Origin of the sequence: Streptomyces sp. NPDC058052, from assembly GCF_042885515.1 — a bacterium.
Classification (GTDB): Bacteria; Actinomycetota; Actinomycetes; order Streptomycetales; family Streptomycetaceae; genus Streptomyces.
Window position 1 is genome coordinate 58,187 of record NZ_JBHVRX010000028.1, and the last position, 25,737, is coordinate 83,923.

The following is a 25,737-nucleotide window of genomic DNA, read 5'->3' on the forward strand; positions in this document are numbered from 1 at the left end:
CGCATTTTTTCCTGTCGGCCGGGGGGTGAAGGCGTGCTTCCGCCGGAAGGATCAGACCAGAGGCTTCACCAGGAGCTCGAAGCGGAGGTCGTCCCTCCGAGGCAGGCCGAACCGCTCGTCGCCGTACGGGAAGGGGCTCGTCTCCCCCGTGCGCCGGTAGCCGCGCCGCTCGTACCAGGCGATCAGCTCCTCCCGGGCGGTGATCACCGTCATGTGCATCTCGCGGGCGTCCCACAGCTCCCGTGCCCGCCGCTCGGCCTCCGCGATGATCGCCTTGCCGAGTCCGGCGCCCTGGAGCTCGGGCCGGACCGCGAACATGCCGAAGTAGGCGGCCTCGCCGCGGTGCTCCAGCTGGCAGCAGGCGACCGTCACGTCGCCGCGCTCCACCAGCAGCAGCACGCTGCCGGGGGCGGAGATCACCGCGGCCACCCCCTCCGGATCGGTCCGCTGCCCGTCGAGCAGGTCCGCCTCGGTGGTCCAGCCGGCCCGGCTCGCGTCGCCCCGGTAGGCCGACTCGACGAGCGGCACCACGACGGGGACGTCGTCGAGCACCGCCTGCCGGTACGTGACGGTGCCGGTCTCCCGGCTCTCGCCGGTGTCGGGAACGGGCGTGGCGGTGTCCATCGTGCGGGGCTCCCCTCGGGTGCTGCGGATCGGCGTGCGCGATCGTTCCGAGCCTAACGCGCGCCTCCCCACCCCCTTTCGTACGCCTGTGCGCGCCCGTGCGCCCGCGTGCGCGCACCCTCCGGCGGGCAGGTCCTGGGTGGGGGTACGAGTCGAGGGGGAGGTGTGCCGTGCACGGACCGGCCCTGTCCGGCTGGCTGCTCGTCGCGCTCTGCGCGGCCGGCGGAGCGTACTGCCTGCTGCGGATGCGGGCCTGCGCCGGCGAGGAGCGCAAGGCCGCCCGCGCGGAGGCGGTGATGGGCTTCGGGATGGCCGCGATGGCACTGCCCGCGGCGGCCGCCGGACCGCCGTCCTGGGGCTGGGCGGTGTACGCGGCCCTGTTCGGCGCCGTGGCGGCGGCGGACCTGGTCGCGGCGCGCCGCGACGGGCACCGGCTGCACCACGCGGTCGGCTCCCTGGCCATGGTCTACATGGCGCTCGCGATGGCCCCGGCGGCCGGCGGCGCACAGGGGGTGCACACGGCGCACGGCGCGGGCGCGGTGGGCGGCATACCCCTGCTCACCGGCGGCCTGCTCCTCTACTTCATGGTGTACGTGCTCCGCACCGGCGCACGGCTCGTCCCCGTGGCGCCCCCCGCGCGCGTGGCCGGGGCGCCGGGGGACGACGGATCCGCGTGGGCGACCCGGCCCGAGCTGACCCTGGTCTGCCGGCTGTCGATGGGGCTCGCCATGCTGGCGATGCTCTCCACGCTCTGAGTCCCTTGCCCCGTGCGGGTGTTCGGGCCGGAGGGAACCGAAACCGTGGCGTGCGTCACTTGGCCGGTGAGGCCATACCCCCGGGGAGCACCCCCCTCATAGGCTGGCGCCATGTCGGTCTCCCTCGCACTGCTCCTGCTCGGCGTCCTGACCGCTCTCACCGCTCCCCGGCTGCTCGCCCGGGCCGACTGGGTGGAGCGAGAACCGGTCGTCGCGCTCTGGGTGTGGCAGTGCGTGGTGGCCGCGGTGCTGGTCAGCTTCGCGCTCTCGATGACCCTGAGCGCGGCCGCCGCCTGGCAGGCCGTGCGCGGCCAGGTCTTCGCGCCCGCGCCGCGCGCGGTGATCGACGCGTACGAGCTCTCCACCGGCGGCGGCCCCTGGTCGGCCGTGATCGCCGTGGTCCTCGCCGCCGGCGGGCTGTGGTCCGGCGCGATGCTGGGCCGGGAGATCGGCCTGGCCCGCGCCCGCCGCCGGCAGCGCCGTGACGACCTGCTGGTCCGCGCCCCGCAGCTGCCCGGCGAGGAGGAGGCCGGCGGACGGCTGGTCGTCCTGGAGGGCGAACGGCCCGACGCCTGGTGGCTGCCCGGGACCACGCCGCGGCTCGTCGTCACCACCGCCGCCCTCCGCCGGCTGAAGGGCCGCCAGCTCGACGCGCTCCTCGCCCACGAGCAGGGCCACGCCCGCGCCCGGCACGACTGGCTGCTCAACTGCTCCGGCGCCCTGGCCGCCGGCTTCCCCGGCATCCCGGTCTTCGCCGCCTTCCGCGAGGAGATGCACCGGCTGGTCGAGCTGGCCGCCGACGACGTGGCCTCGCGCCGCTTCGGCCGGCTCACCATCGCGCTCGCCCTGGTGGAACTGAACGAGGAGCGGGGGGTGTTCGCCGCCGCGCCCGGCACCGGACCCGAGGCCGGACTCCCCCGGCGCGTCGACCGCCTGCTCACCGCCACGCCCCGGCTGCCCGCCGCCCACCGCCTGCGCCTGACGGCGACCGCCGCGCTGGTCCCGGTCGTGCCGCTGCTCGTCGCCTTCTATCCGGGCCTGGCGGCGCTGGGCTAGCGGGTGTCGTCCGGCACGCGGGACAACACGAGGGACGACACGAGGGACGGGGCCGGGGACCGCACGACGGCCGGTGGGCGTCCCGGTGTTGCGCGGTGCCGCGCGCGGCGCCCGGTCCGGCAGGATCGTGGAATGCGTACTTCCGCCGTGGTGTCCGGGGGCCTGGCCCTGTTGTTGCTCGTGCTCGTGGTGGCCGGCTGGTCCCCCTTGCTCTCCTTCGACCGCGCGGTCGACGAGGCCCTGCACCGCAGCGCCGTGGCCCACCCCGGCTTCACCCGCCTCAACCGGGTGCTCAGCGACTGGGTGTGGGATCCGTGGACGCTGCGGGCGGTGGCCTTCGCCGTCGCCCTGGCCCTCGTCCGGTACGGGCACCGGCGGGCGGCGCTCTGGGTGGCCGGGACGGTCGTCGCCGCGCTCGGGGTGCAGCAGGCGGTGAAGGCGCTGGTGGGCCGGGACCGGCCGGAGTGGAAGGACCCGGTGGACTCGGCCTCGTTCGCCGCCTTCCCCTCGGGGCACGCGATGACGGCGGCGGTGGTGTGCGGGCTGCTGCTGTGGGTGGTCGCGCTCGTCGGACGGGAGCCGTGGCGGGGCTGGGGCACGCTGGCCGGTCTCGCGGTGGTCTCGGTGCTCGGCGTCGGCTGGACCCGGCTCTACCTGGGGGTGCACTGGCCGTCGGACGTGCTGGCCGGCTGGCTGATGGGCTGGTGCTGCGTGGCCGTCGCGGTGCTGACCTACCGCCGGAGCCTCGACCGCCGTCCGCTGCCGGCGGAGGCCCGCGCGGACGAGGAGGAGGGGACATGACGAAGCCGCCCGGCCTGGACGATCCCCCGTGTCGCCCAGGGCAGGCGGCCTCCTCGCCGTCGCGCCACGGGGGCGGGGCGGCGAGCCACGCTGAGTATATTGGCCGAGAGCCAGTCAACGCAGGAGCCCAGCATGACGCCGCGTAGCCCGTCGGTCAACGAAGAGCTTCGGCGACGCTCGCGGGAGCGGATCCTCACGGCCACCGTCGAGCTGGTCGGGCTCCATGGATACGAGGCCACCACCCTCGGCGACATCGCCGAGCGGGCCGGGGTGGCCCGGGGCCTCGTCTCGTACTACTTCCCGGGCAAGCGGCAGCTGCTCCAGTCGGCCGTGCACCGGCTGATGCACCTCACGCTCGCCGAGGCGCTGGAGCGCGAACCGCGCACGGAGGACGGCCCGGAACGGCTCGCGCGGGCGATCGACGCGATCCTGGGGCTCGCGGTGGACCGGCCGACGCTGATGCGCACCCACATGGCCGGCATCCTCCAGGCCGAGGGCTTCGTGCGGTGCGAGGAGCAGCAGCGGCTCGCCTTCCTGCTGCGGGACACGGTGGAGCGGTACGGCTCCGAGGACGTGGACCGGGACTATCCGCTGCTGCGGGCGCTGCTGATGGGCGCGGTGGTGGCGGTGCTGCTGCCGGGCGCGCCGATGCCGGCGGCGCGGCTGCGCGCCGAGCTGTTCCACCGCTACGGACTGGCGTGGGAGAGCGGGATGCCGCCGGACGGTGGTCCGCCCGACGGCATGCCCTGACGCCTCCGGGATCAGTCCCGGTCGAAGTCCTCGAAGTAGTCCGGCTGGGTCTGGACGTTGAGCTCGTCCATGCGGACCCGCTTCGCGGGGTCGGTGCGGCGGTCGGAGATCTTCAGGACGTCGAGGCCCCGGGCGATCTCGTTCGAGTAGACGTGGCCGTTGTAGTAGTAGGCGGACCAGGAGCCGCCGGTGATGAGCGCGGTGTCGGAGACCGGGCCGCGGTCGAAGTAGCCGATCTCCTTCGGGTGCGCGGAGTCGGTGAAGTCCCAGATCGAGACGCCGCCCTGGTACCACGCCTGGACCATGAGGTCCTTGCCCTTGACCGGGATCAGCGAGCCGTTGTGGGCGACGCAGTTCTCGGTGTCGGCCTGGTGGCGCGGGATCTTGTAGTAGCTGCGGAAGACGAGCTGGCGGTGCTTGCCCTTGCCGACGATGTCGTAGATGCCGTTGGCGCCGCGGTTCGGGCCGACGGCGGCGTTGCAGGTGGCGCCGCCACCGCCGCCGAGCTCGTCGGTGAAGACGACCTTGTTCGCCTTCTGGTTGAAGGTCGCGGAGTGCCAGAAGGCGAAGTTGACGTTGTCCTGGACCTGGTCGATCACCCGGGGGTGCTCGGGGTCGGAGATGTCGAAGAGGATGCCGTCGCCCATGCAGGCGCCGGCCGCGAGGTCCTTGCCGGGCAGCACGGTGATGTCGTGGCAGCCGGTGGTCTTGGAGACGCCCGGGTTGGTCGGGCCGCCGGGGTTGCCGCCGCCGTCGGGGCCCTCACCGGGGAAGAGGACGGGGAAGCCGACGACGCGGGCCTGCTGGGGCGCCTTGCGGGGCACCTTGATGACGGAGATGCCGTCGTGCGGCGGCTGGCAGTCGGGGAAGGCCGCGTTGGGCGAGTAGGAGGAGACGTACACGTACACGTCCTTGCGCTGCGGCAGGATCGTGTGGGTGTGGGAGCCGCAGGAGGTCTCGACCGAGGCGACGTACTTCGGGTTCGTGACGTCGCTGATGTCGAAGATCTTCATGCCCTCCCAGGACTCCTTGACGGAGGCCGGCTGCGTCGTGCTGGCGCACGAGTCGTCGCTGCGGGAGGAGTCGGTGGAGAGGAAGAGGAGGTCCCCGGAGACGGAGATGTCGTTCTGGGAGCCGGGGCAGAGGACCTGGGCGACGGTCTTCGGGGACTTCGGGTCGCTGATGTCGAAGATGCGGAAGCCGTCGTAGTTGCCGGCGAAGGCGTACCTGCCCTGGAAGGCGAGGTCCGTGTTGAGGCTCTTGAGCGCGTCCTTCGGGACGTTCGCCAGGTGCTGGATGTTGTCGGTGCGGACGATCTCGTCGACGCCGGGTATCTCTCCGCTCCGGATCGCGGACCGGGCTCCGGCCGCCTGCTCCGCCGAGACCGGCGCCTGGACCTGGGCGTCTCCGGGATCGGGGGTGGCGGCGGCCGTGCCGGTGGCGAGCAGCGCCGCCAGGAGGCCGGCTGCGGCGGTGGCCGCGCCGAGGCGTCTGAACCGGGACCGTGGACTCTGCGGGGTATGCAACGAAGTCACTCCGTCCTCCGTGATTTCCGTTCAATGCTGAACGGTGCTGGACCCCGGCAGTATGTTCCTTGGCGTGCACATCCCAACAGATGGCAACACAGATGTAATGAAGGATTTTGAGCAACTCCCCAGCAAGAAGTGCTAGGAACGGCCCCAGTACCCGCAAAACCCCTTGGAGGTACCGTTGCTGATCCGCCACCGCGAACGCGCCACCGTCGCCGCGACCCTCTCCGTGCTGGCCGTACTCGCCCTGGGCGGCTGCGACGCGGGGCCGGACACCTCGGCCCGGGAACCCGCGCCGGACGGCACCACCGCGGGGGTCGTGGTGCCCGGCAGGCCCGGCGAGCCGGCCCGGCGGGTCTCACCGGAGGAGGCGGCGAGCCTGCTCCCCGACGAGCGGCCGAACGGCGCGGACTTCCGGTACGTGCAGATGATGGTCGTCCACCACCGCCAGGCCCTGACGATGACCGCGCTCGCCCCCGGGCGGGCGGGGTCGCCCGCGGTCAGGAAGGTGGCGGAGCGGATCGCGGCGGCACAGCAGCCGGAGATCGGCGCGATGGAGGGATGGCTGACGGCCCACGGCGGGCCCCGGGACCAGGGCGGGCACGACCATCACACGATGCCGGGGATGGCGACCGAGGCGCAGCTCGCGGAGTTGCGGGCGGCGAAGGGCGCGGCCTTCGACGAACTGTTCCTGAAGCTGATGGTGACGCACCACGAGGGCGCGGTGACGATGGCCGCCGAGGTGCTCGGCCAGGGCAACAACATCCAGGTGGAGGAGATGGCGAACGACGTGATCGCGCAGCAGACGGCCGAGATCAACCGGATGCGGTCGCTGTGACCCCGGCCCCGGGGACCTCCGCCGCGTCCTGACGGGCGGACTGCGCCTCGGCCGCCGCCAGGACGGTGTCGAGGAGTCCGGGGAAGAGGGCGTCGAGGTCGGCGCGGCGGAGTCCGTTGAGCTTGGCCGTGCCGCGGTAGTCCTGCCGGATGACGCCGGCCTCGCGCAGCACCCGGAAGTGGTGGGTGGTCGTCGACTTGGTGACCGGGAGGACGAAGTACGAGCAGCTCAGCTCGGTCTCCGCGGCGGCCAGTTCGCGCACGATCCGCAGCCGCACCGCGTCCGACAGCGCGTGCAGCACCGGCTCCAGGCGGATCTCCTCGGGCGCGGGGTGCTCCAGGAGACGGGGGCTGGCGGGGGTCGTCATGGCGGCGGCTCCACTCTCTCCGGCGGGTCGGTCCGGGACGTTCCTCATTGTACGAGGATCCTCGTAGTTTGACAGTCGCCGTACTACGATGAGTATCGTACGAGTATCCCGCCGGGCCTTCCCCCGTCCGGCTCCCCGGCCGTTCCCGAAACGGAGTCCGCGATGAGCGCCGCCCTCTTCGAGCCCTACACCCTCCGCTCGCTGACCGTCCCCAACCGCGTCTGGATGGCCCCGATGTGCCAGTACTCCGCGGAGGTCTTCGGGCCGAACGCCGGAGTCGCCACCGACTGGCACCTCGCCCACTACGGGTCCCGCGCGACCGGCGGCGCCGGCCTCATCCTGGTCGAGGCCACCGCCGTCTCCCCCGAGGGCCGGATCAGCCCCGCCGACCTGGGCCTGTGGAACGACACCCAGACCGAGGCGCTGCGCCGGATCGCCTCCTTCGTCAAGGCCCAGGGCTCCGTCCCCGGCATCCAGATCGCCCACGCCGGACGCAAGGCGTCCACCGAGCGCCCCTGGCTCGGCCGCGGCCCCGCCACCGCCGAGGAGGCGTGGCAGCCGGTCGCCCCGAGCCCGGCCGCCTTCGCCGACGGCTACCCCGTGCCCACCGAGCTGACCGAGGACGGGATCCAGGAGATCGTCGGGCAGTTCGCGGACGCGGCCCGCCGCGCCCTGGCCGCCGGCTTCGAGGTCGTCGAGGTGCACGGCGCCCACGGCTACCTCATCGGCGAGTTCCTCTCCCCGCACAGCAACCGCCGCACCGACGCCTACGGCGGCTCCTTCGAGAACCGGACCCGGCTCGCCCTGGAGGTCGTGGACGCGGTCCGCTCCGTCTGGCCCGAGGAACTGCCCGTCCTCTTCCGGATCTCCGCCACCGACTGGCTGGAGGACGCGGGCTGGACCGCGGACGAGACCGTCCGCTTCGCCGCCCTGCTGCGTGACCACGGCGTCGACCTGCTCGACGTCTCCAGCGGCGGCAACGGCGGCCCCGCGCGGATCCCCGTAGGCCCCGGCTACCAGGTGCCCTTCGCCGCCCGGGTCAGGGCCGAGACCGGGCTGCCGGTCGCCGCGGTCGGGCTCATCACCGAGCCCGCGCAGGCCGAGAAGATCGTCGCCAACGGCGAGGCCGACGCCGTCCTGCTCGGCCGCGAGCTGCTCCGCGACGCCTCCTGGCCCCGCCGCGCCGCCCGCGAACTGGACGCCGCCACCTTCGCGCCCCCGCAGTACGCCTGGGCGATCTGAGCCCACCCACCCGTGGACACCTCGCGGCCGGCCGGTCACGGGGTGTCTTCGGGCGCCCTTGTCGGTGGCCGGGTGCAGACTGGCCGGTATCCGCGACAACGGCGTCCTGGAGGTGGGCCCCATGCCCGACGTACTTCTCACCGTAGGCACCCGCAAGGGACTCTTCATCGGCCGCAGGCACGACGGGCGCTGGGAGTTCGACGATCCCCACTTCCCGGCCCAGGCCGTCTACTCGGTGGCCATCGACACGCGGCCCGGCACCCCGCGGCTGCTCGTCGGCGGCGACAGCTCCCACTGGGGCCCGTCCGTCTTCCACTCCGACGACCTGGGCCGGACCTGGACCGAACCCCCCGCGCCGGCCGTCAGGTTCCCCCAGGACACCGGCGCCTCCCTGGAGCGCGTCTGGCAGCTCCACCCGGCCCCCGCCCACTCCCCCGGCGTCGTCTACGCGGGCACCGAACCGGCCGCGCTCTTCCGCTCCGACGACGGCGGCGAGTCCTTCGCGCTGGTCCGGCCGCTGTGGGAGCACCCGACCCGCTCCCAGTGGGTGCCCGGCGGAGGCGGCGAGGCCGTGCACACCGTCGTCACCGACCGGCGCGACCCGGACGCCGTCACCGTGGCCGTCTCCACCGCCGGCGTCTTCCGCAGCCAGGACGGCGGCGCCTCCTGGGCCCCGTCCAACGACGGCGTCTCCGCCGTCTTCCTGCCCGATCCGCACCCCGAGTTCGGCCAGTGCGTGCACAAGATCGCGCAGGACGCCGGCGACCTGGACCGGCTCTACCTCCAGAACCACTGGGGCGTCTACCGCAGCGACGACGCCGGCGGCAGCTGGACCGACATCGGCGGGCCGCTCCCCTCCGACTTCGGCTTCGCCGTCGCCGCGCACCCGCACCGTCCCGGCACCGCCTACGTCTTCCCCATCACCGCCGACTCCGACCGGGTCCCGGCGGACCACCGCTGCCGGGTCTACCGCACGACCGACGCCGGCACGAGCTGGGAGCCGCTCGACAAGGGCCTCCCGCGGGGCGACCACTACGGCACGGTCCTCCGCGACGCGCTGTGCACGGACGACGCCGACCCGGCGGGCGTCTACTTCGGCAACCGCAACGGCGAGGTGTACGCGAGCGCCGACGACGGCGACTCCTGGCAGCTCCTCGCCGGCCACCTGCCGGACGTCCTGTGCGTCAGGGCGGCGGTGATCTGAACTCCCCGCCGCCCCCGGGGCGTCGGCGGCCCGCTCAGGGCAGCAGCCAGTCCACCGGCTCGGCGCCCTGGGCGACCAGCATCTCGTTGGCCCGGCTGAAGGGACGGGAGCCGAAGAAGCCCCGGTCCGCAGAGCGCGGCGACGGGTGCGCCGACTCGACGGCGGGCAGACTGCCCAGCAGCGGACGGGCGTTGCGGGCGTCCCGGCCCCAGAGGATGGACACCAGCGGCTTGCCGCGGGCGGCGAGGGCCCGTATGGCCTGCTCGGTGACCTCCTCCCAGCCCTTGTTCCGGTGGGCGCCCGCGTTGCGCGGGGAGGTGGTGAGCGTCCTGTTGAGCAGCAGGACGCCCTGCCGGGTCCACGGGGTGAGGTCGCCGTTGGAGGGGCGGGGATGGCCCAGGTCCTGGTGCATCTCCCAGAAGATGTTCAGAAGACTGGCGGGCAGCTGCCGCACCTCCGGCGCCACCGCGAAGCTCAGACCGATCGCCATCCCCGGCGTGGGATAGGGGTCCTGACCCACGATCAGGACCCGCACGTCGTCGAAGGGCTGCTGGAAGGCGCGCAGGACGTTCGGCCCCGACGGCAGATAGGTCCGGCCCGCGGCGATCTCCGCCCGCAGGAAGTCACCCATCTCGGACACCCGGCCCGCGACGGGCTCCAGGGCCTTCGCCCAGCCGGGCTCCACCAGTTCGTTCAACGGTCTCGCAGTCACAGTCCGTCACTCTAGCGGCCTACACCGACAACGCCCCTCCGCTCTAGACTGCGGGCCCCAGACCCCCACCCGGTGAGGACGATGGCGAGCGTGGAGTCCCAGAACACAGGCGTGGAAGCCCCGGGCGAGCGCGCCGCCGGCCCGGCGGACGGAGTGGTCGTCGGCATCGACTCGGGAGGCTCGGGACTGCGGATCGCCCTCGCCCGGGCCGCCGACGGCACGGTGCTCGACCGGGTGACCGCGCCCGGCCCCGTCCGGACCGGACCGGGCGGGATCTCCGCCGCGCACTTCCTGGAGTCGGTGCTGCCGGCCGTCGCCACGCTGCGGGCACGCGTCGCGGACGGACGCCCGGTGCGCGCCGCGGCCGTGGGCGCCGCCGGCATGGCCACGCTCGGCACGGAGCTGCGCGCGGTCCTCCCCGGGGCCTTCGCCGACGCCTGGGGGGTGCGCGGGACCGCGCTCGCCGCCGACGCCGTCACCGCCTACGCCGGGGCGCTCGGCGCCCGCCCCGGCGCGGTCGTCGCGGGCGGCACCGGCCTCATCGCCCTCGGCACCGACCTGGCCCGCTGGCGCCGCGCCGACGGCTGGGGCCACCTCCTCGGCGACTGCGGCAGCGGCGCCTGGATCGGCCGGGCCGGCCTGGAGGCCGCCCTGCGGGCGCACGACGGGCGGCGCGGCGGTTCGGCGGCGCTGCTCGCCCGGGCGGAGAAGCTCCACGGCCCGGCGGCGGGCCTGCCCGCCGCGCTCTACCCGCGCGCCGACCGGCCGGCCGTGCTCGCCGCCTTCGCGCCGGAGGTCGCGGCCTGCGCCGCGGACGACCCGGCCGCGGCCGGGATCCTGGAGCGGGCCGCGGAGCACATCGCCGACGCCGCCGAGGCGGCCTGCCCGCCGGGCCCGGAGTCCGTGGTCGCGCTGACCGGCGGCCTGTTCCGGCTCGGCGAACCGCTCCTCGTACCGCTGCGGGCGGCGCTCGCGGACCGGCTGCCCGGGGTCGGGCGGGTCGCTCCCGCGGGCGACCCCCTCGACGGGGCGGTGACGCTCGCCGCGGGGCTCGCAGGGGGCGGGATCCGGCTCCCGGAGGACCCCGCGCTGCTCCGGATCGCCTGACGGCGCCACCCCGGCCCGGAGGGCATCGCCGCTGGTCGAGGGCGTGCGGAGGCGTCGTACGGAGGTCCGGTCCACGATTCGGCACACCTCGGACCGGACATACAGGGGCAGAAGGCGCGGGGTCCTACCTCACCGAACGCTCCCGTCCGCAAAGCCAGTAGCATGCGGCGCCATGAGCTCCCCCACTGGGCCCGCCAACGGCCTGCCTGTACGAATGCCGCGCCCCCGCCCGTCCGGGCGGCACCGTCGCCCCGACCCGGCGGCGGCGCCCGAGGGCGCTCCCGCCCTGGTGCTCGCCGTCCCCGGCGCGCCCTCGGCCGCCATACGCTCACTCGCCGACGAGCTGGTGAGCATCGCCCGGTCCGAGCTGCCCGGCCTGGAGGCCGCGATCGGTTTCGTGGACGGCGACGGCGAGGAGTACCCGACGCTCGCCGGCGTGCTGACCGCCGCAGCGGAGCTGCGTGAGGAGCGGTACCGGATCGCCGTGGCGGCCGGCCGCGAGGTCGGTGCCCCGCAGGGCCCCGCCGCGATCGTCGTCCCGCTGCTCGCGGGCCCGGACAGCGCCGTGATGCGCCAGGTCCGCCAGGCCGTGATGGACAGCGGCAACACCGCCGAGCTGACCGACGTGCTCGGCCCGCACCCGCTGCTCGCCGAGGCGCTGCACGTGCGCCTGTCGGAGGCGGGTCTGGCCCGCGCCGACCGCGCCCGGCTCTTCACCGTCGCCACGGCCGCGGACGGCATCGTCCTGGCCACCGTGGGCGGCGAGGAGGCCGTGCAGGCCGCCGGCATCACGGGCATGCTGCTCGCGGCCCGGCTCGCCGTGCCGGTGATGGCCGCCGCGCTCGACCAGGAGGGCTCGATCGCCTCCGTGGCCGAGCAGCTGCGCGAGGCGGGCGCGGTGCAGCTGGCGCTCGCCCCGTACCTGATCGGCCCGGAGCTGGCCGAGGGCCTGCTCGACGAGGCGTCGAAGGAGGCCGGCTGCCCCGCGGCCGAGGCCCTGGGCGCCTACCCGGCCATCGGCAAGCTGGTGCTGTCGCAGTACGCGGCCGTGCTCGGCCTCCCGCAGCAGGGCGCGGCCCCCGCTCTCTGACGCGCCCGGATCCGCACAAGGGCCCGCACACCGGAAACCTCCGGCGCGGGCCCTTCCGCATGCCCGGCGGGGCGTCCCCGGGGCCGTGGCGAGGGAGGGTTCTCCGCATGCCCGCCGGGCCGCCCCCGGGGTCGTGCCGGGGGCGGCGGGGGCGGCCGGTCAGCCGAAGACGACGCAGGTGACCGCCGGGGCGTCGACGGAGCCGGCCCGGACCGGGGTGCCGGTCCCGGGGTCGACGTCGAACCAGGTCACGTCGCCGGAGCGCTCGTTCGCCGCGTACAGCCGCCGTCCGGACGGGTCGAGGGCGAGATCGCGCGGCCAGGCGCCGCCGCACGGGACGGTGGCGGAGCGGATCGCCTCGTCGCCCGCCGGGGAGAGGACCAGGACGGCGATCGTGTCGGTGCCGCGCACGGCCACCCACAGGAACCGCCCGTCGGGCGCCACGACGACGGCCGAGGGGTACGCCGGCCCGGCCGCGCCCGCGTCGACGAGCGGGATCTCCGCCAGCGGCGTCAGCTCGCCGCGCTCGGCGTCCCAGCGGCAGACGGTGACGGCGGGCTCCAGCTCGCCGACCACGTAGGCGTGGCCGCCCGCCGGGTGGAAGGCGAGGTGGCGGGGGCCGTAGCCGGGCCGCAGGGCGGTCTCCCGGTGCGGGCGGAGGGTGCCGGTGGCGGGGTCGAGGGCGCAGACGCGCACGGAGTCGGTGCCGAGGTCCACGCTGACCGTCCAGCGGCCGCTCGGGTCCGGCAGGACCTGGTGGGCGTGGGGGCCCGCCTGGCGGTCGGCGACCGGGCCGCCACCCTCGTGGTGGAGGACGGAGGCGGCGGCGCCGGGGAGGCCGTCCGGGCCGAGGGGCAGGACGGTGACGCTGCCGGAGGTGTAGTTGGCGGTCAGCAGATGGCCGCCGGCGACGGCCAGGTGGGTGGGGCCCGCGCCGTCGACGGGCACGGGCGCGCCGAGCGGGCGGGGCGCGGGTCCGCCGGGGGCGAGGGCGGCGACGGCGCCCGGCTCGGTCTCGGAGACGGCGTAGAGGACGCCGCCGGCGAGGGCGAGGTAGGAGGGGTCGGCGACGGCGTCGGTGGAGCCGGTGACGGTGAGCGCGCCGGTCCCCGGATCGACGTCGGCGGCGAGCACGCCGAGGCCGCCGGCCGAGGTGAAGGAGCCGAGGTAGGCCCGCGCCCGTCCCGCCCCCCGCTCAGGTGTCTCGTCGGTCCCGCCCACGGCGCCCTCCCTGCCCCTGGACCGGTCGCTGCGACCGGCCGTCTCGGGCCGACGGTAGCAGGCGGTCTAGACCAAGTCGGCCCCGTCGGTGGGCAGCGGCGTCAGGAACGGACGAGGAGGGAGCCCGGCGGGGTGCGGAGCGGCTCGTCGAGGGCGGCGAGCAGCCGCTCCAGGCCGCTGACGTGGCCGAGGGCGGCGGGGGCCGGGTGGTGGGCGGTCTCGGGCCCGTCGGCCTGCCGGACCGGGGCGCGCTCCGGGGCTCCGGGGGAGGTGAGCCGCTCGACAGCGGTCTCGACCCGCCAGCAGGCGGCGGCGAGCCGGGCGTCGTGGCTGGCGTCCGGGTCGGCGGCGACGGCCGCGAGACCGCGCACCTCGGCGGCGCACTCGTCGAGCAGGGCGAGGACCTGGCGCGCGCGGCCCTTGCGCTCGCGGAACGGGCTGAGCGGGTGGACGAGCGGGGCCACGGAGAGCCGTACCCGGCCCAGGAGCAGGTCGAGCTCGGCGACGTGCGGGCTCGGGTCGGCCTGGTCGTCGCCGGAGAGCCGGCGCTCGGAAGCGGCCGTGGCGGCGTGGACGGCCCGCAGCGCGCGCTGGATCCACGCGTCGTTGATGGCGTGGGTGGTGACCGGGAGGATCAGCAGGACCGCCAGGGCGGCGCAGACCGCGCCGACGACGGTCTCCTCCAGGCGCAGCACCAGCAGCGCCGGGTCGAGGACGCCGAGGAGCCCGTAGAGCAGCCCGGCCATCACGGTCACCGCGAGCATCATCCAGCTGTAGGAGAGCGGCGCGGTGTAGAAGATCCCGAAGACGCAGACGGCCACCAGGAGGGCGGTGGGCAGCGGGGCGCCGTGCAGCGGGAGGGCGACGACCATGCCGACGGCGATGCCGAGCAGGGTGCCGAGGAAGCGGCGGAAGCCGCGCACCAGGGTCTCGCCGCGGGAGACGGTGTTCACGAAGATCCACCAGGTGGTACCGACGGCCCAGTACCAGCGGTCCTCGGAGAGCACCTGGCCTACGCCGAGGGCCACCGCGCAGGCCACGGTGGCCTGGACGGCCTGCCGGGTGGTGATCCGGGCGAGGCCCGTGCCGGGCAGCGGGGCGGGGGCGGCGGGCGGCGGGGTGCGCCGCTCGATCGGCCAGAGCGCGAAGCGCACGGCGCCGGCCGCCGCGAGCGCGATGCCCACGGCCGCGTACAGCTCGGGGAGCTGGCCGGGCACGGCGTGCAGGAACTGGGTGCTGAAGAAGTTCATGAAGGCGAAGATGCCGAGCGCGTGGCCGCGCGGGCCCCAGCGCCGGGCGTAGACGCCGCAGAGCACGACGAGCAGGAAGGCCGTGTCCCTCAGGAGCGTGTGGTCGTGCAGCAGGGTGGCCAGCGCGAGGACCGGGAAGCCGGCGAGCGGCAGCAGGAGGGTGGTGACGGCCTGGCCGCGGACGGTGGCGTCGGTGACGGTGAACAGGGCGAGCAGCGCCGCCAGTCCTCCGGTGATCGACGCGGTCAGCGAGAAGCCGGCCAGCTCGGCGAGGGCCACCGCGAGCGCGATGCCGAGCACCGCGCGCACGCCGGTCCTGAGCCGGAGGAGCCCCGGGTCCGGAGCCACGAACATCCTCTTCACGACGGTCGGCCGCCCCCTCGTCTTGCCGTTCGCCCGCCGTACGCCCTGCCCCGGGGGTGGTGGGGCGCGCACGACACGACGAAGGCGCCGCCGTCCGGGGCGGCCTCGTCGCCGTCCCGGCGCGCGGCGCCGAAAGTACCTGGTGGACACAAGAGAAACACCGACCGGGCGCTTGGCTCAAATCGTCCTCGAAAGGCTGGGCCATTGGCCCGGTCTTCGCGTGTCGCACTGGCCCAGGTGCGGGCCAACGGACCAGCTTAGCCCAGGGCGGCCGGGGCCGCGGGGGTGTGGCGCAGCAGGGCGGCGAGCGCGGTGTGGCCGCGCCGCTCGGCATGCTCCAGGGCGGTGGTCCCGTACGCGTCGGCCAGCCCGGGATCGGCGCCGGCGGCGAGCAGCAGCGCGACGACCTTCTGGTGCGCCGGGCCGCCGTCGCCGAGGATGACCGCCTCCAGGAGCGCGGTCCAGCCCAGGTCGTTGACGTGGTCGACCTCGATCGGGGTGTCGCGCAGGACGGCCCGGACGTACGGCACGTGGCCGCGTTCGGCGGCGCGGATGAGACCGGTGCCGCCGAAGCGGTCGGTCAGCCGGACGTCGGGGGCGGGGTCGGCGGTGAGCAGCACGCGCAGCATGGCGACGCTGCCGGTGGCGCCGGTGGCCAGCCAGGGGCTGTCGTGCCGGGCGTCCAGGGCGTTGACGTCGGCGCCGGCGGCGACGAGCGCGCGGGCGGCCCCGACGTGGTCGCCGAGCACGGCGAGGAGCAGCGGGGAGCGCAGTTCCCCGTCGCGGGTCCCGGTCCGGGCGCCGTCGGCGAGCGCGGCGCGGACGCCGTCGGCGTCGCCCCGGCGGGCGGCGGCGAGGAGCCGGTGGTGGGGTGGGGCGGTCACGTCGGTCTCCTCGGGGTCGGCGGCGGACGGGGGTGTGGGGCGCGGATCGTCCGGTGCCCTGCCGGGGCCGCGCACCGGAGGGTGCGTACGGCCCCGGGGGCACGGGGCCGGCGGTGTCCGGCCGGGCGTGACCGGACACCGCCGGGGCTGGGGGCGCGAGGCCGTGCCCTTCGGGTCGGGCCGGGAGCCCGGCACATCCGGAAGGGACGGTCCGGCCCTTCGCGGTTACTTGGCGAGGGCGTCGACGCCGGCCTGGGCGAACTTCTGGTCGAGGTCGCCGGAGGGGGCGCCGGCCACGCCGATGCCGGCGATGGGGGCGTTCTTGGAGGTGACGGGGGCGCCGCCGCCGAGGAAGAGGGTGCCGGGGATGTCCTTGAGGTTGGGAGCCTGCTCCAGGCGCTTGACCAGCTCGGTGGTCGGGGCGTTCCAGGAGACGGCGGTGTACGCCTTCTTCTCGGCGGACTCGTAGGACTGCGGGCCGGCGCCGTCGCCGCGCAGGGTGACGAGGGTGTTGCCGTTGCGGTCGACGACGGCCACGGAGACGCGCTGGTTCTCCTTCTCGGCGGCGTCGAGGGCGGCCTGGGCGGCCTTGGTGGCGGCGTCGATCGTCAGGTGGGTGCTGGTGGTGGTGTTCTTGTTCTTCGCGTCGGCCTTGGCGACGGCGGCGGGAGCGGCGGCCGGGGTGGCGGCGTTCGCGGAGACCGCGCCGAAGGCGCCGGCGCCCAGGGCGACCAGGGCCGCACCACCGGTCAGGACACGGGCACGCTTCGAGATCTGCTTCATGGTCGGTCACTCCAAGGACGCGTACGGAAGAGGACGGGGCCGGAAGGGAACCGGCCCGGACGACCGGGAGGCCGTCACGCCGTCCCGCTCTGCACTCCATCCTGGGCGCGGTGCCGGGGCCGCACGGTCGGCCCGGCGGATGGTCGTCCGGCCCCGCCCGGCGGACCGGGGGGTCATCCGATCGGACGACCCGGAGCGGCCGGGGAAGGGGTACGCGCGCGGGCGGCCCGGCCGGCGGTACGCGCGCGTGGAGGGCGCGTGCCCGCCGCCGGGGAGGCGCCGCCGGCTGGGTACAGTCGGGACCATTCCGGCGGATCGCCCCGCCGGGCGGACCATCACGCCGGGGACCCGACCCGGCGGGCACGGGGAGGCCGGCACGTCATGGCGGTGGACGAACTCGACACCCGCATCCTGCGGCTCCTGATCGAGCAGCCGCGCACGAGCGTGCGGGAGTACGCGCGCGTCCTGGGCGTCGCCCGGGGCACCGTGCAGGCCCGCATCGACCGGCTCGAACGCGACGGGGTGATCACGGCCACCGGCCCGGTCCTCTCCCCCGCCGCGCTCGGGCATCCGGTGCTGGCCTTCGTGCACGTGGAGGTCACACAGGGGCATCTGGACGAGGTCGGCGACGCGCTCGCCTCCGTGCCGGAGATCGTCGAGGCGTTCTCCATCACCGGCGGGGGCGATCTGCTCACCCGGGTGGTGGCGCGGGACGCGGGCCATCTGGAGGACGTCATCCAGCGGCTCATCCAGCTGCCGGGCGTGGTCCGCACCCGCACGGAGATCGCGCTGCGCGAAAGGGTCGCCCACCGGATGCTGCCGCTGGTGGAGTCGATGGGCCGCGGCGGCACCGAGCGGCGGGCCGGGGGCCGGTGACGCGCGGGCGGCCGCGGTCGGGTGCGGGCGGCCGCGGTCGGGTGCGGGCGGTCGCGTGCGAGGACAGCCGGCCGGTAACTCGCGTGCGGGGTACGGGCGTCCGGTAACTCGCGTGCGGGGTACGGGCGTCCGGTAACTCGCGTGCGGGCGCGGGCGGCCGCGTGGCAGGGTACGGGCGTCCTGTCCCCGCGCACCGGAGCCGTCCCATGGCGATACCCGCCCGACTCGTCCCTCTGCTCGCCCAGTTCGACTTCGCCCGCACCCGGCTGACGGACCGACTGTCCGGGCCGGTGGTGGACAGCGGCAACGGCACGGACGTGCCGGTGGGCCCGATGACCGACGCCGAGTACCTGTGGGAGCCGGCTCCCGGCTGCTGGTCGGTGCGGCGGACGGCCGACGGCCCCGGTCCGGCCGCCGGGCTGCTGACCGGCGCCGGGGAGTGGGGACGGGAGAGTGCCCCGTACCCGCATCCCGTGCCTCCGCCGTTCACCACCCTCGCCTGGCGGCTCGCCCATCTGAGCGAGCTGCTGGCGCTCCGCGCCGACCACACGAACGGCACCCGTTCGCTGACCCGTGACGACTACCGGGCGGCCGGTGACGCCGCCGCGGCGATCGCCGGCTTCGACGCGGCGGCCGGGGCGTGGCGCGCGGCGCTGCTGTCCGTCGGCGACGAGGAGCTGGACACGGTCGGGCACTGCACCTACCCGCACGGCAGCGACGCCGAGGAGCCGTTCCTGGAGATCGTCTGGTGGGTCAACCAGGAACTCCTGCACCACGGCGCCGAGATCGCCCTCCTGCGCGACCTGTACCGGATCCGGAACGCCTGAACGGCCGGACGGACGACGCCCCGCGCCCCCGGCGCCTCGTCGGAGCGGGGCCGGGGGTCAGCCGGCCGTCGTGCGCGCGAGGACGAGGGCCACGTCGTCCTGGGCCGGGTCCACGAGGAGCCGGCCCAGGACCGCGTCGCAGACCTCGTCCAGCGGGCCGTCGGCGCGGCCGAGGGCGAGGCCGAGCTGGCGCATCCCCACGTCGAGGTCGCGGTCCCGGGCCTCGATCAGTCCGTCCGTGTAGAGCACGAGCAGACCGCCGGGCGGCAGCGGGAGCTCCTCGGTGCCGAAGTCGTGCGCGCCGGTGCCGAGCGGGGTGCCGGGCGGTCCCTGGAGGAAGGAGACCGCGCCGTCGGGGGTGACGACGGCCGGCGGCAGGTGGCCGGCGCGGGCGATCGTCCAGGTGCCGGTGGCCGGGGAGTGCACGGCGTACAGGCAGGTGGCCATCGTGTCCTCGCCGAGGTCGGCGACGACGGCGTCGAGCGAGCGCAGCATCTCGGTGGGCGGGATGTCGTGGCGGGCCAGGGTCCTCACGGCGGTGCGGAGTTGCCCCATGACGGCGGCCGCGTGGATGCCGTGGCCCATCACGTCGCCGATGACCAGCCCGGTGCGGCCGTCGGGCAGTTCGATCACGTCGAACCAGTCGCCGCCGACGTCGTGGGCGCTCGCGGGAAGGTAGCGGCCGGTGAGTTCGAGGCCGGTGACGGCGGGCAGGGCGCTGTTGGTGAGGCTGCGCTGGAGGGCGAGGGCGGCGGCCCTCTGGGTGGTGTAGAGCCGGGCGTTGTCGATGTTGAGCGCGGCCCGGGCGACGACCTCGTCGATGAGCACCGCGTCCTGGTCGTCGAAGGGCTCGCGGCTCCTCAGACGGGTGACGGTGACGGCGCCGAGGACCTGGCCGCGGGCGACGAGCGGGACGGTACGGGCGGAGCCGAAGCGGGTCGACAGGTAGTCCCGCAGCGTCTCGGCGGCCTTCCCCGGGAAGAGGACCGGGATGTCGGCGTCGGTGAGGGAGGTGGGCCGGCCGTCGAGGACGAGCCGCTCGTACGCGGAACCCTCGGGCAGCTGGAAGGTCTGGCCGGGCCCGAGGAGCGGGCTCGGCGGCACGGGCTCGGGGAAGACGGCGGCGATGCGGCGCAGCACCCCCCGGGAGGAGGCGGCCGGGTCGTCGGGCTCCAGGACGGACTCCAGCATCTGCACGTCGGCGGAGTCGCAGAGCTGCGGCACGAGGAAGCGGACGACCTCCTCCGCGGTCTGCCGCAGGTCGAGGGTGGTGCCGATGCGCGCGCCCGCCTCGGAGAGCAGCGCGAAGCGGTGCCTGGCCCGTTCGACCTCGATGTGCGCCTCCTGGCTCTCCGTGATGTCGACGAGGGAGGCGATGATGCCGAGCGGGCGCCCGGACCGGCCGGGGTCGGCGGGGCCGTCGGCGCGGCCGGAGGCGGTGCCGGGCGCGGCGGGGCCGCCCGGGCCGGAGCGGGTGCCGCGGTCGACGAGGGGCGCGTAGGAGCAGGACCAGATGTGGTCGCGGCCGGGGTCGGCGGGGGTGCGGCCGACGCGCCGGGCGTCGATGACGGGTGTGCGGGAGTCCAGGACCTGCCGCATCAGGGACTCCAGCGCGGTGGCGTTGACGCCGGGCACCACCTCGGTGAGACGGCGGCCGACGTGTTCGGCGGCGGCGACGCCGTTCATCCGGGCGAGGGCGTCGTTGACCCGCAGGAAGCGCAGGTCGGGGCCGAGCAGGGCGAGCCCTATGGGCGACTGGGTGAAGAGGCTCTCCATCGCGGCGAGGTTCTCGCGCATCCGCAGGACCTCGGAGGTCTCCACGGCGATGAGCATCGCCCCGGGCCGGCCGGCCGGATCGGCGGCGGGCACGATCCACATCTCCATGGGGACCATGTGGCCGTCGCGGTGGCGGACCGGCAGGGTGCCGACCATGGTCTCGCCGGCCTGGACGCGGCGGGTGAGCCGGTCGGCGAGCTCCCGGTTGGCGTCGGGCACGAGGAGGGGGGTGGCGGGGAGGCCGAGGACGTGCTCGGGGCGGTGGCCGAGGAGGTCCTGGGCGGCGAGCGACCACTCGACGATGCGCCCCTCGGCGTCCTCGCGCCACAGGGCGATCGGCAGCAGTTCCCGGAGCACGCCCGCGTCCCCGACGGCCGCTCGCGGCGGCTGCGGAACCCTGCTCGGCAACGACTGATGAGCGTCCACGCATCGACCTACGCATTGGCCTGGCCCCGGGGGGCAATCCCTACCGAATCACCCTAGCCGAGGTGGCGTCGGGGGGCTTGCGCGGCGCATCCGTTCGGCTGCGCACCGCAGGCCCCGCCCCGCCCCGGCCCGGAACCGGGGGCCCGGTGCGGGCGGCCGCACCGGGGGCGGACGCGGGGGCGGGGCCGGCGGGACGGGTCAGAAGGCGAAGACGGCGCCGGTGCGGGCGTTCAGCTCGCAGGTGTTGCCGTACTGGCGGGTGAAGGAGACCGGCCGGCCCTGCCAGACGCCTTCGGCGCGGACCTCGACGGGGTCGTAGAGGAGGACGCACGCGGTGTCGGAGTCGCGCTCGACGCGCCCCTGGGTGGCGTCCAGGTCGGCGCAGGCGGCCTCGGCGCGGGGGTGGTCGCCGCCGGCCGGGTCGCAGGTCAGGGTGACGGTGCGCCCGGCGGGCGCGGACGTCGTCGTGGCCTCCGGCGAGGGCGCCGTGGTGGCGGGGGCGGGACCGGAGACGGTGAGCCGGACGGTGGTGGGGGCGGGGACGGCCGCGCCGCCGGGGACGCCGGGGCCGTCCGGCGGGGTGGCCCCGGCCGTGGGGGCGGCGAGGAACAGGGCGGCCAGCAGGGCGGCCGGGAAGTACGTGTTCATGCCCGGCCAACGAGCCGCGGGGACCGGCGGTCACCGCCGGGGCGCCGGGCCTCGGGGACCCGCGGGCACCGGCAGGGGTCGAGCCATGGGGACCGGCGGGGCCGCGGCGCGGGCGGGGCGGTGGCGAGAACTCGCCATGCGGGCACCCGCGGCGTGGTGCGGGTGCCCGCACGGGATCGCGTGCGAGGGCCGTCGCCGCACCGGACTCCGGGTCGTCCGGGGCGGAGCGCCGCCCCCCGTGGCCGCTCGACGAGGAACCGGGCCGCGGGCACGCCCCCCTGGCCCGCCGCAGGACGCCGCTCGTCCTCCCGTCGGCTGTCGGTGCCGCCGCTTCCGCGACGGCCCCGCCCCGGCTCGTGGCGCACGCCCGGGACGCGCGGGCCGCGCGACGGGGACCGGCGCGGGGAACGATCTCCACCCGCGCCTCGTTATACCCCCCACGGGTATAACGAGGAGGATCGTATGACCACGACCAGCGCCACCGCCCGCCGCCTGCCGGCGCTCACCCCCGACCAGGCCCAGGGCCGGGCCCGCGACCTGCTGGCGGACATCGTCGAACGGCACGGTTCGGCGGGCGAGATGGTGTCCACGATGGCCAACTCGCCCGCCGTGATCGAGGGTTATCTGAGCCTCTCGCGCGCGATGAAGCGGGTGAAGATCCCGCGCGCCCTGAGCGAGAAGCTGTCGCTCGCCGTCCAGGAGTGGATCGGCTGCGGCACCTGCCGCGAGGCGCACGAGTCCGCGGGCCGGGCCGCCGGGCTGAACGATTCGGACATCGCGCTGGCCCGCCAGGGCACGTCCACCGATCCGCGCGAGGCGGCCCTCATCGCACTCGCCCTGAAGGTCCTCGCCGAGCCGAGCGGACTCGGCGACGCGGACGTCGCCGAGGTCAGGGCCCACGGGTGGAGCGACCGGATCATCGCCGAAGTGGTCGGGGTCGTCAGCCTCAACCTGCTCACGGGCGCCTTCAACCTCCTCGCCGGCATCCAGCCGGACGCCGGGGAGGAGGCCGGAGGGGAGGCCGGCCCGGACTCTCCTGGCGAGGTCCGGGTCCTGTCCGGACAGTAGCGCCGGCCGGCCGGAGGGCCGGGCGGGACTCCGGGCGGCCAGGGCCTACGGGACGGCCGGGACGGGGGCCGCCGCTCCGGCGGCCGGGGCGGACCCCGCGGGCAGGTCCTGGGGGGCGGCCGGGGCGGGGAGTTCCTTCTCCATCAGCGTGAAGGACTTCGGCGGTCCGCCCGGCTGGGGCTTGCCGTCCTTCCGGCCGACGGCGCGGTAGCCGGCCCGCTCGTAGTAGGCGGTGAGCTTCGCGTTGGCGGTGAGGCAGTCGAGCCGCAGGCGGGTGCGGCCGGCCTCGGTGACGCGGCGCTCCGCGGCGGCCAGCAGCAGCCGTCCGGTGCCGGGTGCCGCGCCGCGGTCCACCATGAGCCGGTGGACGTAGCCGGCGACCGGCGGCTGCGGGCCCCAGGCCGCCTCGTCGTCCCACCACAGCTCCCAGGCCCCGACGACGCGCCCCGCGCTCTCCGCGAGCCAGACCTCTCCGTGCGCCATGATCCGGCGGAAGTGGTCCTCGCCCAGTTCGCCGGGGCTCCACTGGCCGGTGATGCCCCGGGCCAGCATCCAGCGCGCGGCGTCGTCGCGGAGGCGGACGAGGGTGGCGAGGTCGGCCTCGCCGGCCGGGCGGTGGCGCGGTGCGGTCATGCGGCCGATCCTCGCACGGCGTCCGCCGGAGCGGACGGGGCGGTGAAGGCGAGGGCGGAGGCCGGGACGGCGACCTCCGCGTCGGAGCCGAGGGCGTAGGCGGCGACCCGGGAGACCACGGCCGCCGGGACGGCGTCGGCGACGCCGGGGACGGCCGGGCAGTCCTGGGTGGCGTGGGCGTCGTACGGGACCACGACCCGGTAGCCGCGGTCCAGTGCCGTACGGGCGGTGGCCTGGACGCACATCTCCGACATCACCCCGCAGACGGCGACGGCCCGGGTGCCGTGCCCGGTCAGCAGACCGCCGAGGCCCGTCTCCCGGAAGCCGTCGTCGTACGGCTTGCGGACGACGGACTCGGTGGGGCCGGGGAGGACCGGGTGGTGCAACTCCCACCCGGGGGTGTGGGGTTCGTCCTCCGCGCCGGGCGGCCCGTCGTTCTGGAGGTGGACGACGAGCGCGCCGGCGGCGCGGGCGCGGGCGAGCAGCGCGGCGGTGCGGTCGACGAGCCGGGCGGCGTCGGGCACGGCACCGTCGCCGGTGACGAAGGCCGACTGGACGTCGACGACGATGAGCGTGTCGACGGGCGGAAGGGTCTGCGCGGTCATCCGCTCATCATCACGCTTCCGCCCGGCTCCCTCCACGGGGTTTCGCCCGGCCCTCCCGGACACCCGCCCCGCACCGTCGAGCCCGCCCCGCCGCCGCACCGTCGAGCCCGGTCCGCCGCCCCGTTCGACGTACCGTCAGGCCCGGGACGCCCGCCGGAGCAGCAGCTGTCCGGTCACCCCGGTGACCAGCAGCCCGGCGAGCAGGGCGAGGAGCGAGACGGCGCCGCCCGACGCCCAGTCCACGGCCGGGGCGCGTGCGGCGAGCACGAGGCCGCAGGCGGCCGCGACGAGCGGCACGGCCCGGACGGCGGGGCGGCTGCGCGCCAGGTCGTCCTCGGCGAGCGAAATGAGGACGCCGACGCCGAGCGAGAGGGCCCACACGCCGAGGGCCTGGGCGTCGGCGCGGTTCACCGTCCACGGCATGAAGGCGCTCCAGAAGCCGGGGAGGAAGAGGAGGCCCGCTCCGATGCCGAGCCAGCCCGAACCGAGGACCGCGAGCGGCGGCTTGGACCAGCCGGGCACCGGGGCGACCGGGGTCCGGGGAGGCCCACCGGCCGGCTTGCGGTACTGGGCGGCGAGGCAGCCGACGGAGGCGAGTGCGAGGACGGCCACCACGGGGATCCAGCCGAGGCTGAAGAGGACGAGGAAGAGGGGGCCGCCGGCGGCGACGCGGAGCGAGCCGGCGTTGAGCAGGGTGACGGCGAGCAGCCCGGCCATGACGACGACGAGCGGCAGGTAGAGGCTCCGCACCTCCTCCCAGGTGTCGGCACGGCTCAGGGTGAGGAGGCCGGGCGCGACGCCCACCATGGCGGCGCCGATGAGCGCCGGGCTGAGCGGTTCCGGCGAGGCCCAGGCCCCGGCCGCGTGGCCGAAGGCGCCCGCGAGGGCGAGGAGGGAGCCGACGCCGAGGCTGACGACGGCGACGACCGTGCTCAGGACGGCCACGGCGGCGGAGAGTTCACGCCCGGGCACGGCCGGGACGACGGGCACGACGGGCGCTGCGGGCGCGGCGGGCGCTGCGGCGGACCGGGCCGAGGACGGGTCGGCCGGATGTGCGGCGGGGGTGCTCATCGGGCCTCCTCCCCGGCCGGGGCGGCGATCGGTTCGGGTGCGGGTGCGGGTGCGGCGGGCGGTGGCACCGGGGTCCGCCCGCGGCGCAGGAGTTCGCGGCCGGCGAGGACGCGGAGGCTGACGACGGTGACGGCGGTGTAGGCGAGCATGCCGCAGCCGATGCCGGCGGCGGCCACGAGGGCGGTCCCCCGGTCCAGGTCCATGGCCCGCTCCAGGACGGGCAGCATCACCGCCGAGAAGGCCGGGGCGAGGAGCAGGGCGGCGAGGTGGAGGCGCCACTCCTCGCGGGCCCAGCCGTTGCCCGCGCGGCGCGCGCCGGCGGCACGGGCGGCGAGGACGGCGTACGTGACGGCGTACGGCACCAGATAGGCGAGGAGCAGCCGGCGGCCCTCGGCGCCCTCGCCGAGGAAGGCGGGGACGAGCGCGGCGAGTCCGGCGGCGCCGGCGAGGTGGGCGAGGACCAGGACCGGTCCGGGCGCCCAGGTGCCGGTCAGGCCGGGGACGGCGGTGCGCCGGTCGAGGGCGCGGGTGGCGAGCAGCGCGCCGAAGGAGACCAGCGCGCCCAGGTGCATGATCGCGACCCGGTTGATCTCCTGGATCGTCAGGCCCGGGTAGAGCGTGGGCAGGAAGCCCCATTCGAGGCGGAGCAGCGGGGCGGTCATCAGGAAGCCGTAGCAGAGCAGCAGCCAGCGCTGGTGGAGGTCGGGGTGGCCGGTGAGGGCGGTGAGGATGCCGAAGGTGACGCTGCCGACCGTGCCGACCAGGATGACCGCGAGGACGATCCAGAAGGCGGCGCCGCTGAACGCCCGCTCCGGGGGCGTGCGGACCAGGTAGAGCGCCGCGCCGGCCATCGACACGTACACGATCGCGGCGAAGGCGAAGCCGAGGGCCCGGTGGAGGCGGATGCGGCGGCGGACGGCGGTGAGCAGCTGGACGGGGCCGAGGAGCATGAGCAGGCCGCCGAGGACGGAGTGGACGATCAGCGGCACGAGGCTGCGCTCGTACGGCTCCGTCCGGTCGCGGACGGCGTCGGCGACGAACTCGGGCGAGACGGTGCGGCCGAGGAGCCATTCGCCGAGGGCGGGCGCTCCGGGGCGGGCGTAGGGCCAGAGCTCGGTGAAGGCGATCGGTGCGTACGCGAGGCAGACCGCCGTCAGCGCGACGATGGCCACCCTTCCGCGTCTGGTGCTGGTCGGACGCCTCATGGCGACCCCCCCTCTGCAATAGTCCA

General features: G+C 75.8%; 26 protein-coding genes. 12 read left to right on the forward strand and 14 right to left on the reverse strand.

Annotation, left to right across the window (positions count from 1 at the left end; genetic code table 11):
* Window positions 1–51: 51 nt before the first annotated feature.
* Entirely contained in the window at window positions 52–624 is a 573-nt protein-coding gene (locus ACFVU3_RS30470) for a GNAT family N-acetyltransferase (RefSeq protein ID WP_390071251.1), read from the reverse strand.
* A gap of 170 nt (window positions 625–794) precedes the next feature.
* Between ACFVU3_RS30470 and ACFVU3_RS30475 the strand changes: the two genes are divergently transcribed.
* The 4 genes from ACFVU3_RS30475 (at window position 795) to ACFVU3_RS30490 (ending at window position 3,986) form a co-directional block, all read left to right on the forward strand.
* Window positions 795–1,379 carry a DUF5134 domain-containing protein gene (locus ACFVU3_RS30475; RefSeq protein WP_390071253.1) on the forward strand — a complete coding sequence of 195 codons (585 nt, stop codon included), beginning with the start codon at window positions 795–797 and terminating at the stop codon, window positions 1,377–1,379.
* Window positions 1,380–1,490: 111 nt separating this feature from the next.
* Window positions 1,491–2,435: a M56 family metallopeptidase gene (locus ACFVU3_RS30480; protein WP_390071254.1), complete on the forward strand. Its 945-nt coding sequence runs from the start codon at window positions 1,491–1,493 to the stop codon at window positions 2,433–2,435.
* Window positions 2,436–2,567: 132 nt separating this feature from the next.
* Window positions 2,568–3,236 carry a phosphatase PAP2 family protein gene (locus ACFVU3_RS30485; protein ID WP_390071256.1) on the forward strand — a complete coding sequence of 223 codons (669 nt, stop codon included), beginning with the start codon at window positions 2,568–2,570 and terminating at the stop codon, window positions 3,234–3,236.
* Between the two features lie 132 nt (window positions 3,237–3,368).
* On the forward strand, window positions 3,369–3,986 hold the full coding sequence (locus tag ACFVU3_RS30490) for a TetR/AcrR family transcriptional regulator (RefSeq protein WP_390071258.1): 618 nt from the start codon (window positions 3,369–3,371) through the stop codon (window positions 3,984–3,986).
* Window positions 3,987–3,997: 11 nt separating this feature from the next.
* Here ACFVU3_RS30490 and ACFVU3_RS30495 read toward each other — a convergent pair whose 3' ends face one another.
* Window positions 3,998–5,521, reverse strand: a complete 1,524-nt coding sequence (locus ACFVU3_RS30495) for an LVIVD repeat-containing protein (protein ID WP_390071260.1) — start codon at window positions 5,519–5,521, stop codon at window positions 3,998–4,000.
* Window positions 5,522–5,696: 175 nt separating this feature from the next.
* Here ACFVU3_RS30495 and ACFVU3_RS30500 point away from each other — a divergent pair, with 175 nt between their 5' ends.
* Window positions 5,697–6,353 (forward strand): DUF305 domain-containing protein, encoded by a 657-nt coding sequence (locus ACFVU3_RS30500; RefSeq protein WP_390071261.1) that lies wholly within the window; start codon window positions 5,697–5,699, stop codon window positions 6,351–6,353.
* Here the strand turns inward: ACFVU3_RS30500 and ACFVU3_RS30505 are convergent.
* Window positions 6,331–6,720: an ArsR/SmtB family transcription factor gene (locus ACFVU3_RS30505; RefSeq protein WP_390071263.1), complete on the reverse strand. Its 390-nt coding sequence runs from the start codon at window positions 6,718–6,720 to the stop codon at window positions 6,331–6,333. The two genes, ACFVU3_RS30500 and ACFVU3_RS30505, sit on opposite strands and share 23 nt — an antisense overlap.
* Before the next feature lie 162 nt (window positions 6,721–6,882).
* On the opposite strand from ACFVU3_RS30505, the gene ACFVU3_RS30510 reads away from it, so the two are divergent.
* Both ACFVU3_RS30510 and ACFVU3_RS30515 read left to right on the forward strand, forming a co-directional pair.
* Window positions 6,883–7,962 carry an NADH:flavin oxidoreductase/NADH oxidase gene (locus ACFVU3_RS30510; RefSeq protein ID WP_390071265.1) on the forward strand — a complete coding sequence of 360 codons (1,080 nt, stop codon included), beginning with the start codon at window positions 6,883–6,885 and terminating at the stop codon, window positions 7,960–7,962.
* Window positions 7,963–8,083: 121 nt separating this feature from the next.
* Window positions 8,084–9,166, forward strand: a complete 1,083-nt coding sequence (locus ACFVU3_RS30515) for a WD40/YVTN/BNR-like repeat-containing protein (protein WP_390071267.1) — start codon at window positions 8,084–8,086, stop codon at window positions 9,164–9,166.
* A 34-nt stretch (window positions 9,167–9,200) separates the two neighbouring features.
* Here ACFVU3_RS30515 and ACFVU3_RS30520 read toward each other — a convergent pair whose 3' ends face one another.
* Complete coding sequence (locus ACFVU3_RS30520) at window positions 9,201–9,878, reverse strand: uracil-DNA glycosylase (RefSeq protein ID WP_390071268.1); 678 nt, start codon at window positions 9,876–9,878, stop codon at window positions 9,201–9,203.
* Window positions 9,879–9,959: 81 nt separating this feature from the next.
* Between ACFVU3_RS30520 and ACFVU3_RS30525 the strand changes: the two genes are divergently transcribed.
* Window positions 9,960–10,985: an N-acetylglucosamine kinase gene (locus tag ACFVU3_RS30525; protein ID WP_390071270.1), complete on the forward strand. Its 1,026-nt coding sequence runs from the start codon at window positions 9,960–9,962 to the stop codon at window positions 10,983–10,985.
* 172 nt (window positions 10,986–11,157) lie between these two features.
* Window positions 11,158–12,075, forward strand: coding sequence for a sirohydrochlorin chelatase (locus ACFVU3_RS30530; RefSeq protein ID WP_390071271.1), 918 nt, complete (start codon window positions 11,158–11,160; stop codon window positions 12,073–12,075).
* A 159-nt stretch (window positions 12,076–12,234) separates the two neighbouring features.
* Here ACFVU3_RS30530 and ACFVU3_RS30535 read toward each other — a convergent pair whose 3' ends face one another.
* The 4 genes from ACFVU3_RS30535 to ACFVU3_RS30550 form a co-directional block, all read right to left on the reverse strand.
* A complete protein-coding gene (locus tag ACFVU3_RS30535) occupies window positions 12,235–13,296 on the reverse strand; it encodes a lactonase family protein (protein WP_390071273.1) in 1,062 nt (353 codons plus the stop codon).
* A gap of 101 nt (window positions 13,297–13,397) precedes the next feature.
* Window positions 13,398–14,900, reverse strand: a complete 1,503-nt coding sequence (locus ACFVU3_RS30540; RefSeq protein WP_390071274.1) for an FUSC family protein — start codon at window positions 14,898–14,900, stop codon at window positions 13,398–13,400.
* Between the two features lie 266 nt (window positions 14,901–15,166).
* The gene (locus ACFVU3_RS30545; protein ID WP_390071276.1) at window positions 15,167–15,793 is read right to left on the reverse strand and encodes an ankyrin repeat domain-containing protein; all 627 of its coding nucleotides are present in this window, start codon (window positions 15,791–15,793) and stop codon (window positions 15,167–15,169) included.
* A gap of 225 nt (window positions 15,794–16,018) precedes the next feature.
* Window positions 16,019–16,576, reverse strand: a complete 558-nt coding sequence (locus ACFVU3_RS30550) for a heme-binding protein (RefSeq protein WP_031009917.1) — start codon at window positions 16,574–16,576, stop codon at window positions 16,019–16,021.
* A 381-nt stretch (window positions 16,577–16,957) separates the two neighbouring features.
* Between ACFVU3_RS30550 and ACFVU3_RS30555 the strand changes: the two genes are divergently transcribed.
* Both ACFVU3_RS30555 and ACFVU3_RS30560 read left to right on the forward strand, forming a co-directional pair.
* Window positions 16,958–17,452, forward strand: coding sequence for an Lrp/AsnC family transcriptional regulator (locus ACFVU3_RS30555; RefSeq protein ID WP_390071278.1), 495 nt, complete (start codon window positions 16,958–16,960; stop codon window positions 17,450–17,452).
* Window positions 17,453–17,658: 206 nt separating this feature from the next.
* On the forward strand, window positions 17,659–18,279 hold the full coding sequence (locus ACFVU3_RS30560) for a DinB family protein (RefSeq protein ID WP_390071279.1): 621 nt from the start codon (window positions 17,659–17,661) through the stop codon (window positions 18,277–18,279).
* A gap of 57 nt (window positions 18,280–18,336) precedes the next feature.
* On the opposite strand, the gene ACFVU3_RS30565 is transcribed toward ACFVU3_RS30560, so the two are convergent.
* Together ACFVU3_RS30565 and ACFVU3_RS30570 are read right to left on the reverse strand one after the other, a co-directional pair.
* Entirely contained in the window at window positions 18,337–20,481 is a 2,145-nt protein-coding gene (locus tag ACFVU3_RS30565; RefSeq protein WP_390071280.1) for a SpoIIE family protein phosphatase, read from the reverse strand.
* A gap of 198 nt (window positions 20,482–20,679) precedes the next feature.
* Window positions 20,680–21,129, reverse strand: coding sequence for an SSI family serine proteinase inhibitor (locus tag ACFVU3_RS30570; RefSeq protein ID WP_390071281.1), 450 nt, complete (start codon window positions 21,127–21,129; stop codon window positions 20,680–20,682).
* 462 nt (window positions 21,130–21,591) lie between these two features.
* On the opposite strand from ACFVU3_RS30570, the gene ACFVU3_RS30575 reads away from it, so the two are divergent.
* Window positions 21,592–22,197, forward strand: coding sequence for a carboxymuconolactone decarboxylase family protein (locus tag ACFVU3_RS30575; protein ID WP_390071282.1), 606 nt, complete (start codon window positions 21,592–21,594; stop codon window positions 22,195–22,197).
* A gap of 45 nt (window positions 22,198–22,242) precedes the next feature.
* On the opposite strand, the gene ACFVU3_RS30580 is transcribed toward ACFVU3_RS30575, so the two are convergent.
* The 4 genes from ACFVU3_RS30580 to ACFVU3_RS30595 all read right to left on the reverse strand — a co-directional run bounded on the left by ACFVU3_RS30580 (window position 22,243) and on the right by ACFVU3_RS30595 (window position 25,711).
* A complete protein-coding gene (locus ACFVU3_RS30580; protein WP_390071284.1) occupies window positions 22,243–22,830 on the reverse strand; it encodes a GNAT family N-acetyltransferase in 588 nt (195 codons plus the stop codon).
* Window positions 22,827–23,435, reverse strand: a complete 609-nt coding sequence (locus ACFVU3_RS30585; protein WP_390071286.1) for an isochorismatase family protein — start codon at window positions 23,433–23,435, stop codon at window positions 22,827–22,829. The genes ACFVU3_RS30580 and ACFVU3_RS30585 overlap by 4 nt, the downstream gene beginning before the upstream one ends.
* Window positions 23,436–23,570: 135 nt before the next feature.
* Entirely contained in the window at window positions 23,571–24,506 is a 936-nt protein-coding gene (locus tag ACFVU3_RS30590; protein ID WP_390071288.1) for a hypothetical protein, read from the reverse strand.
* The gene (locus ACFVU3_RS30595) at window positions 24,503–25,711 is read right to left on the reverse strand and encodes a DUF2306 domain-containing protein (RefSeq protein WP_390071290.1); all 1,209 of its coding nucleotides are present in this window, start codon (window positions 25,709–25,711) and stop codon (window positions 24,503–24,505) included. The genes ACFVU3_RS30590 and ACFVU3_RS30595 overlap by 4 nt, the downstream gene beginning before the upstream one ends.
* Between the last annotated feature and the right edge of the window lie 26 nt (window positions 25,712–25,737).

Coding starts and splice junctions, on each gene's coding strand:
- ACFVU3_RS30470 (WP_390071251.1), bottom strand. CDS start 624: ATGGACACCGCCACGCCCGTTCCCGACACCGGCGAGAGCCGGGAGACC.
- ACFVU3_RS30480 (WP_390071254.1), top strand. CDS start 1,491: ATGTCGGTCTCCCTCGCACTGCTCCTGCTCGGCGTCCTGACCGCTCTC.
- ACFVU3_RS30485 (WP_390071256.1), top strand. CDS start 2,568: ATGCGTACTTCCGCCGTGGTGTCCGGGGGCCTGGCCCTGTTGTTGCTC.
- ACFVU3_RS30490 (WP_390071258.1), top strand. CDS start 3,369: ATGACGCCGCGTAGCCCGTCGGTCAACGAAGAGCTTCGGCGACGCTCG.
- ACFVU3_RS30505 (WP_390071263.1), bottom strand. CDS start 6,720: ATGACGACCCCCGCCAGCCCCCGTCTCCTGGAGCACCCCGCGCCCGAG.
- ACFVU3_RS30510 (WP_390071265.1), top strand. CDS start 6,883: ATGAGCGCCGCCCTCTTCGAGCCCTACACCCTCCGCTCGCTGACCGTC.
- ACFVU3_RS30515 (WP_390071267.1), top strand. CDS start 8,084: ATGCCCGACGTACTTCTCACCGTAGGCACCCGCAAGGGACTCTTCATC.
- ACFVU3_RS30525 (WP_390071270.1), top strand. CDS start 9,960: ATGGCGAGCGTGGAGTCCCAGAACACAGGCGTGGAAGCCCCGGGCGAG.
- ACFVU3_RS30530 (WP_390071271.1), top strand. CDS start 11,158: ATGAGCTCCCCCACTGGGCCCGCCAACGGCCTGCCTGTACGAATGCCG.
- ACFVU3_RS30540 (WP_390071274.1), bottom strand. CDS start 14,900: ATGTTCGTGGCTCCGGACCCGGGGCTCCTCCGGCTCAGGACCGGCGTG.
- ACFVU3_RS30550 (WP_031009917.1), bottom strand. CDS start 16,576: ATGAAGCAGATCTCGAAGCGTGCCCGTGTCCTGACCGGTGGTGCGGCC.
- ACFVU3_RS30555 (WP_390071278.1), top strand. CDS start 16,958: ATGGCGGTGGACGAACTCGACACCCGCATCCTGCGGCTCCTGATCGAG.
- ACFVU3_RS30560 (WP_390071279.1), top strand. CDS start 17,659: ATGGCGATACCCGCCCGACTCGTCCCTCTGCTCGCCCAGTTCGACTTC.
- ACFVU3_RS30570 (WP_390071281.1), bottom strand. CDS start 21,129: ATGAACACGTACTTCCCGGCCGCCCTGCTGGCCGCCCTGTTCCTCGCC.
- ACFVU3_RS30575 (WP_390071282.1), top strand. CDS start 21,592: ATGACCACGACCAGCGCCACCGCCCGCCGCCTGCCGGCGCTCACCCCC.
- ACFVU3_RS30580 (WP_390071284.1), bottom strand. CDS start 22,830: ATGACCGCACCGCGCCACCGCCCGGCCGGCGAGGCCGACCTCGCCACC.
- ACFVU3_RS30585 (WP_390071286.1), bottom strand. CDS start 23,435: ATGACCGCGCAGACCCTTCCGCCCGTCGACACGCTCATCGTCGTCGAC.
- ACFVU3_RS30590 (WP_390071288.1), bottom strand. CDS start 24,506: ATGAGCACCCCCGCCGCACATCCGGCCGACCCGTCCTCGGCCCGGTCC.
- ACFVU3_RS30595 (WP_390071290.1), bottom strand. CDS start 25,711: ATGAGGCGTCCGACCAGCACCAGACGCGGAAGGGTGGCCATCGTCGCG.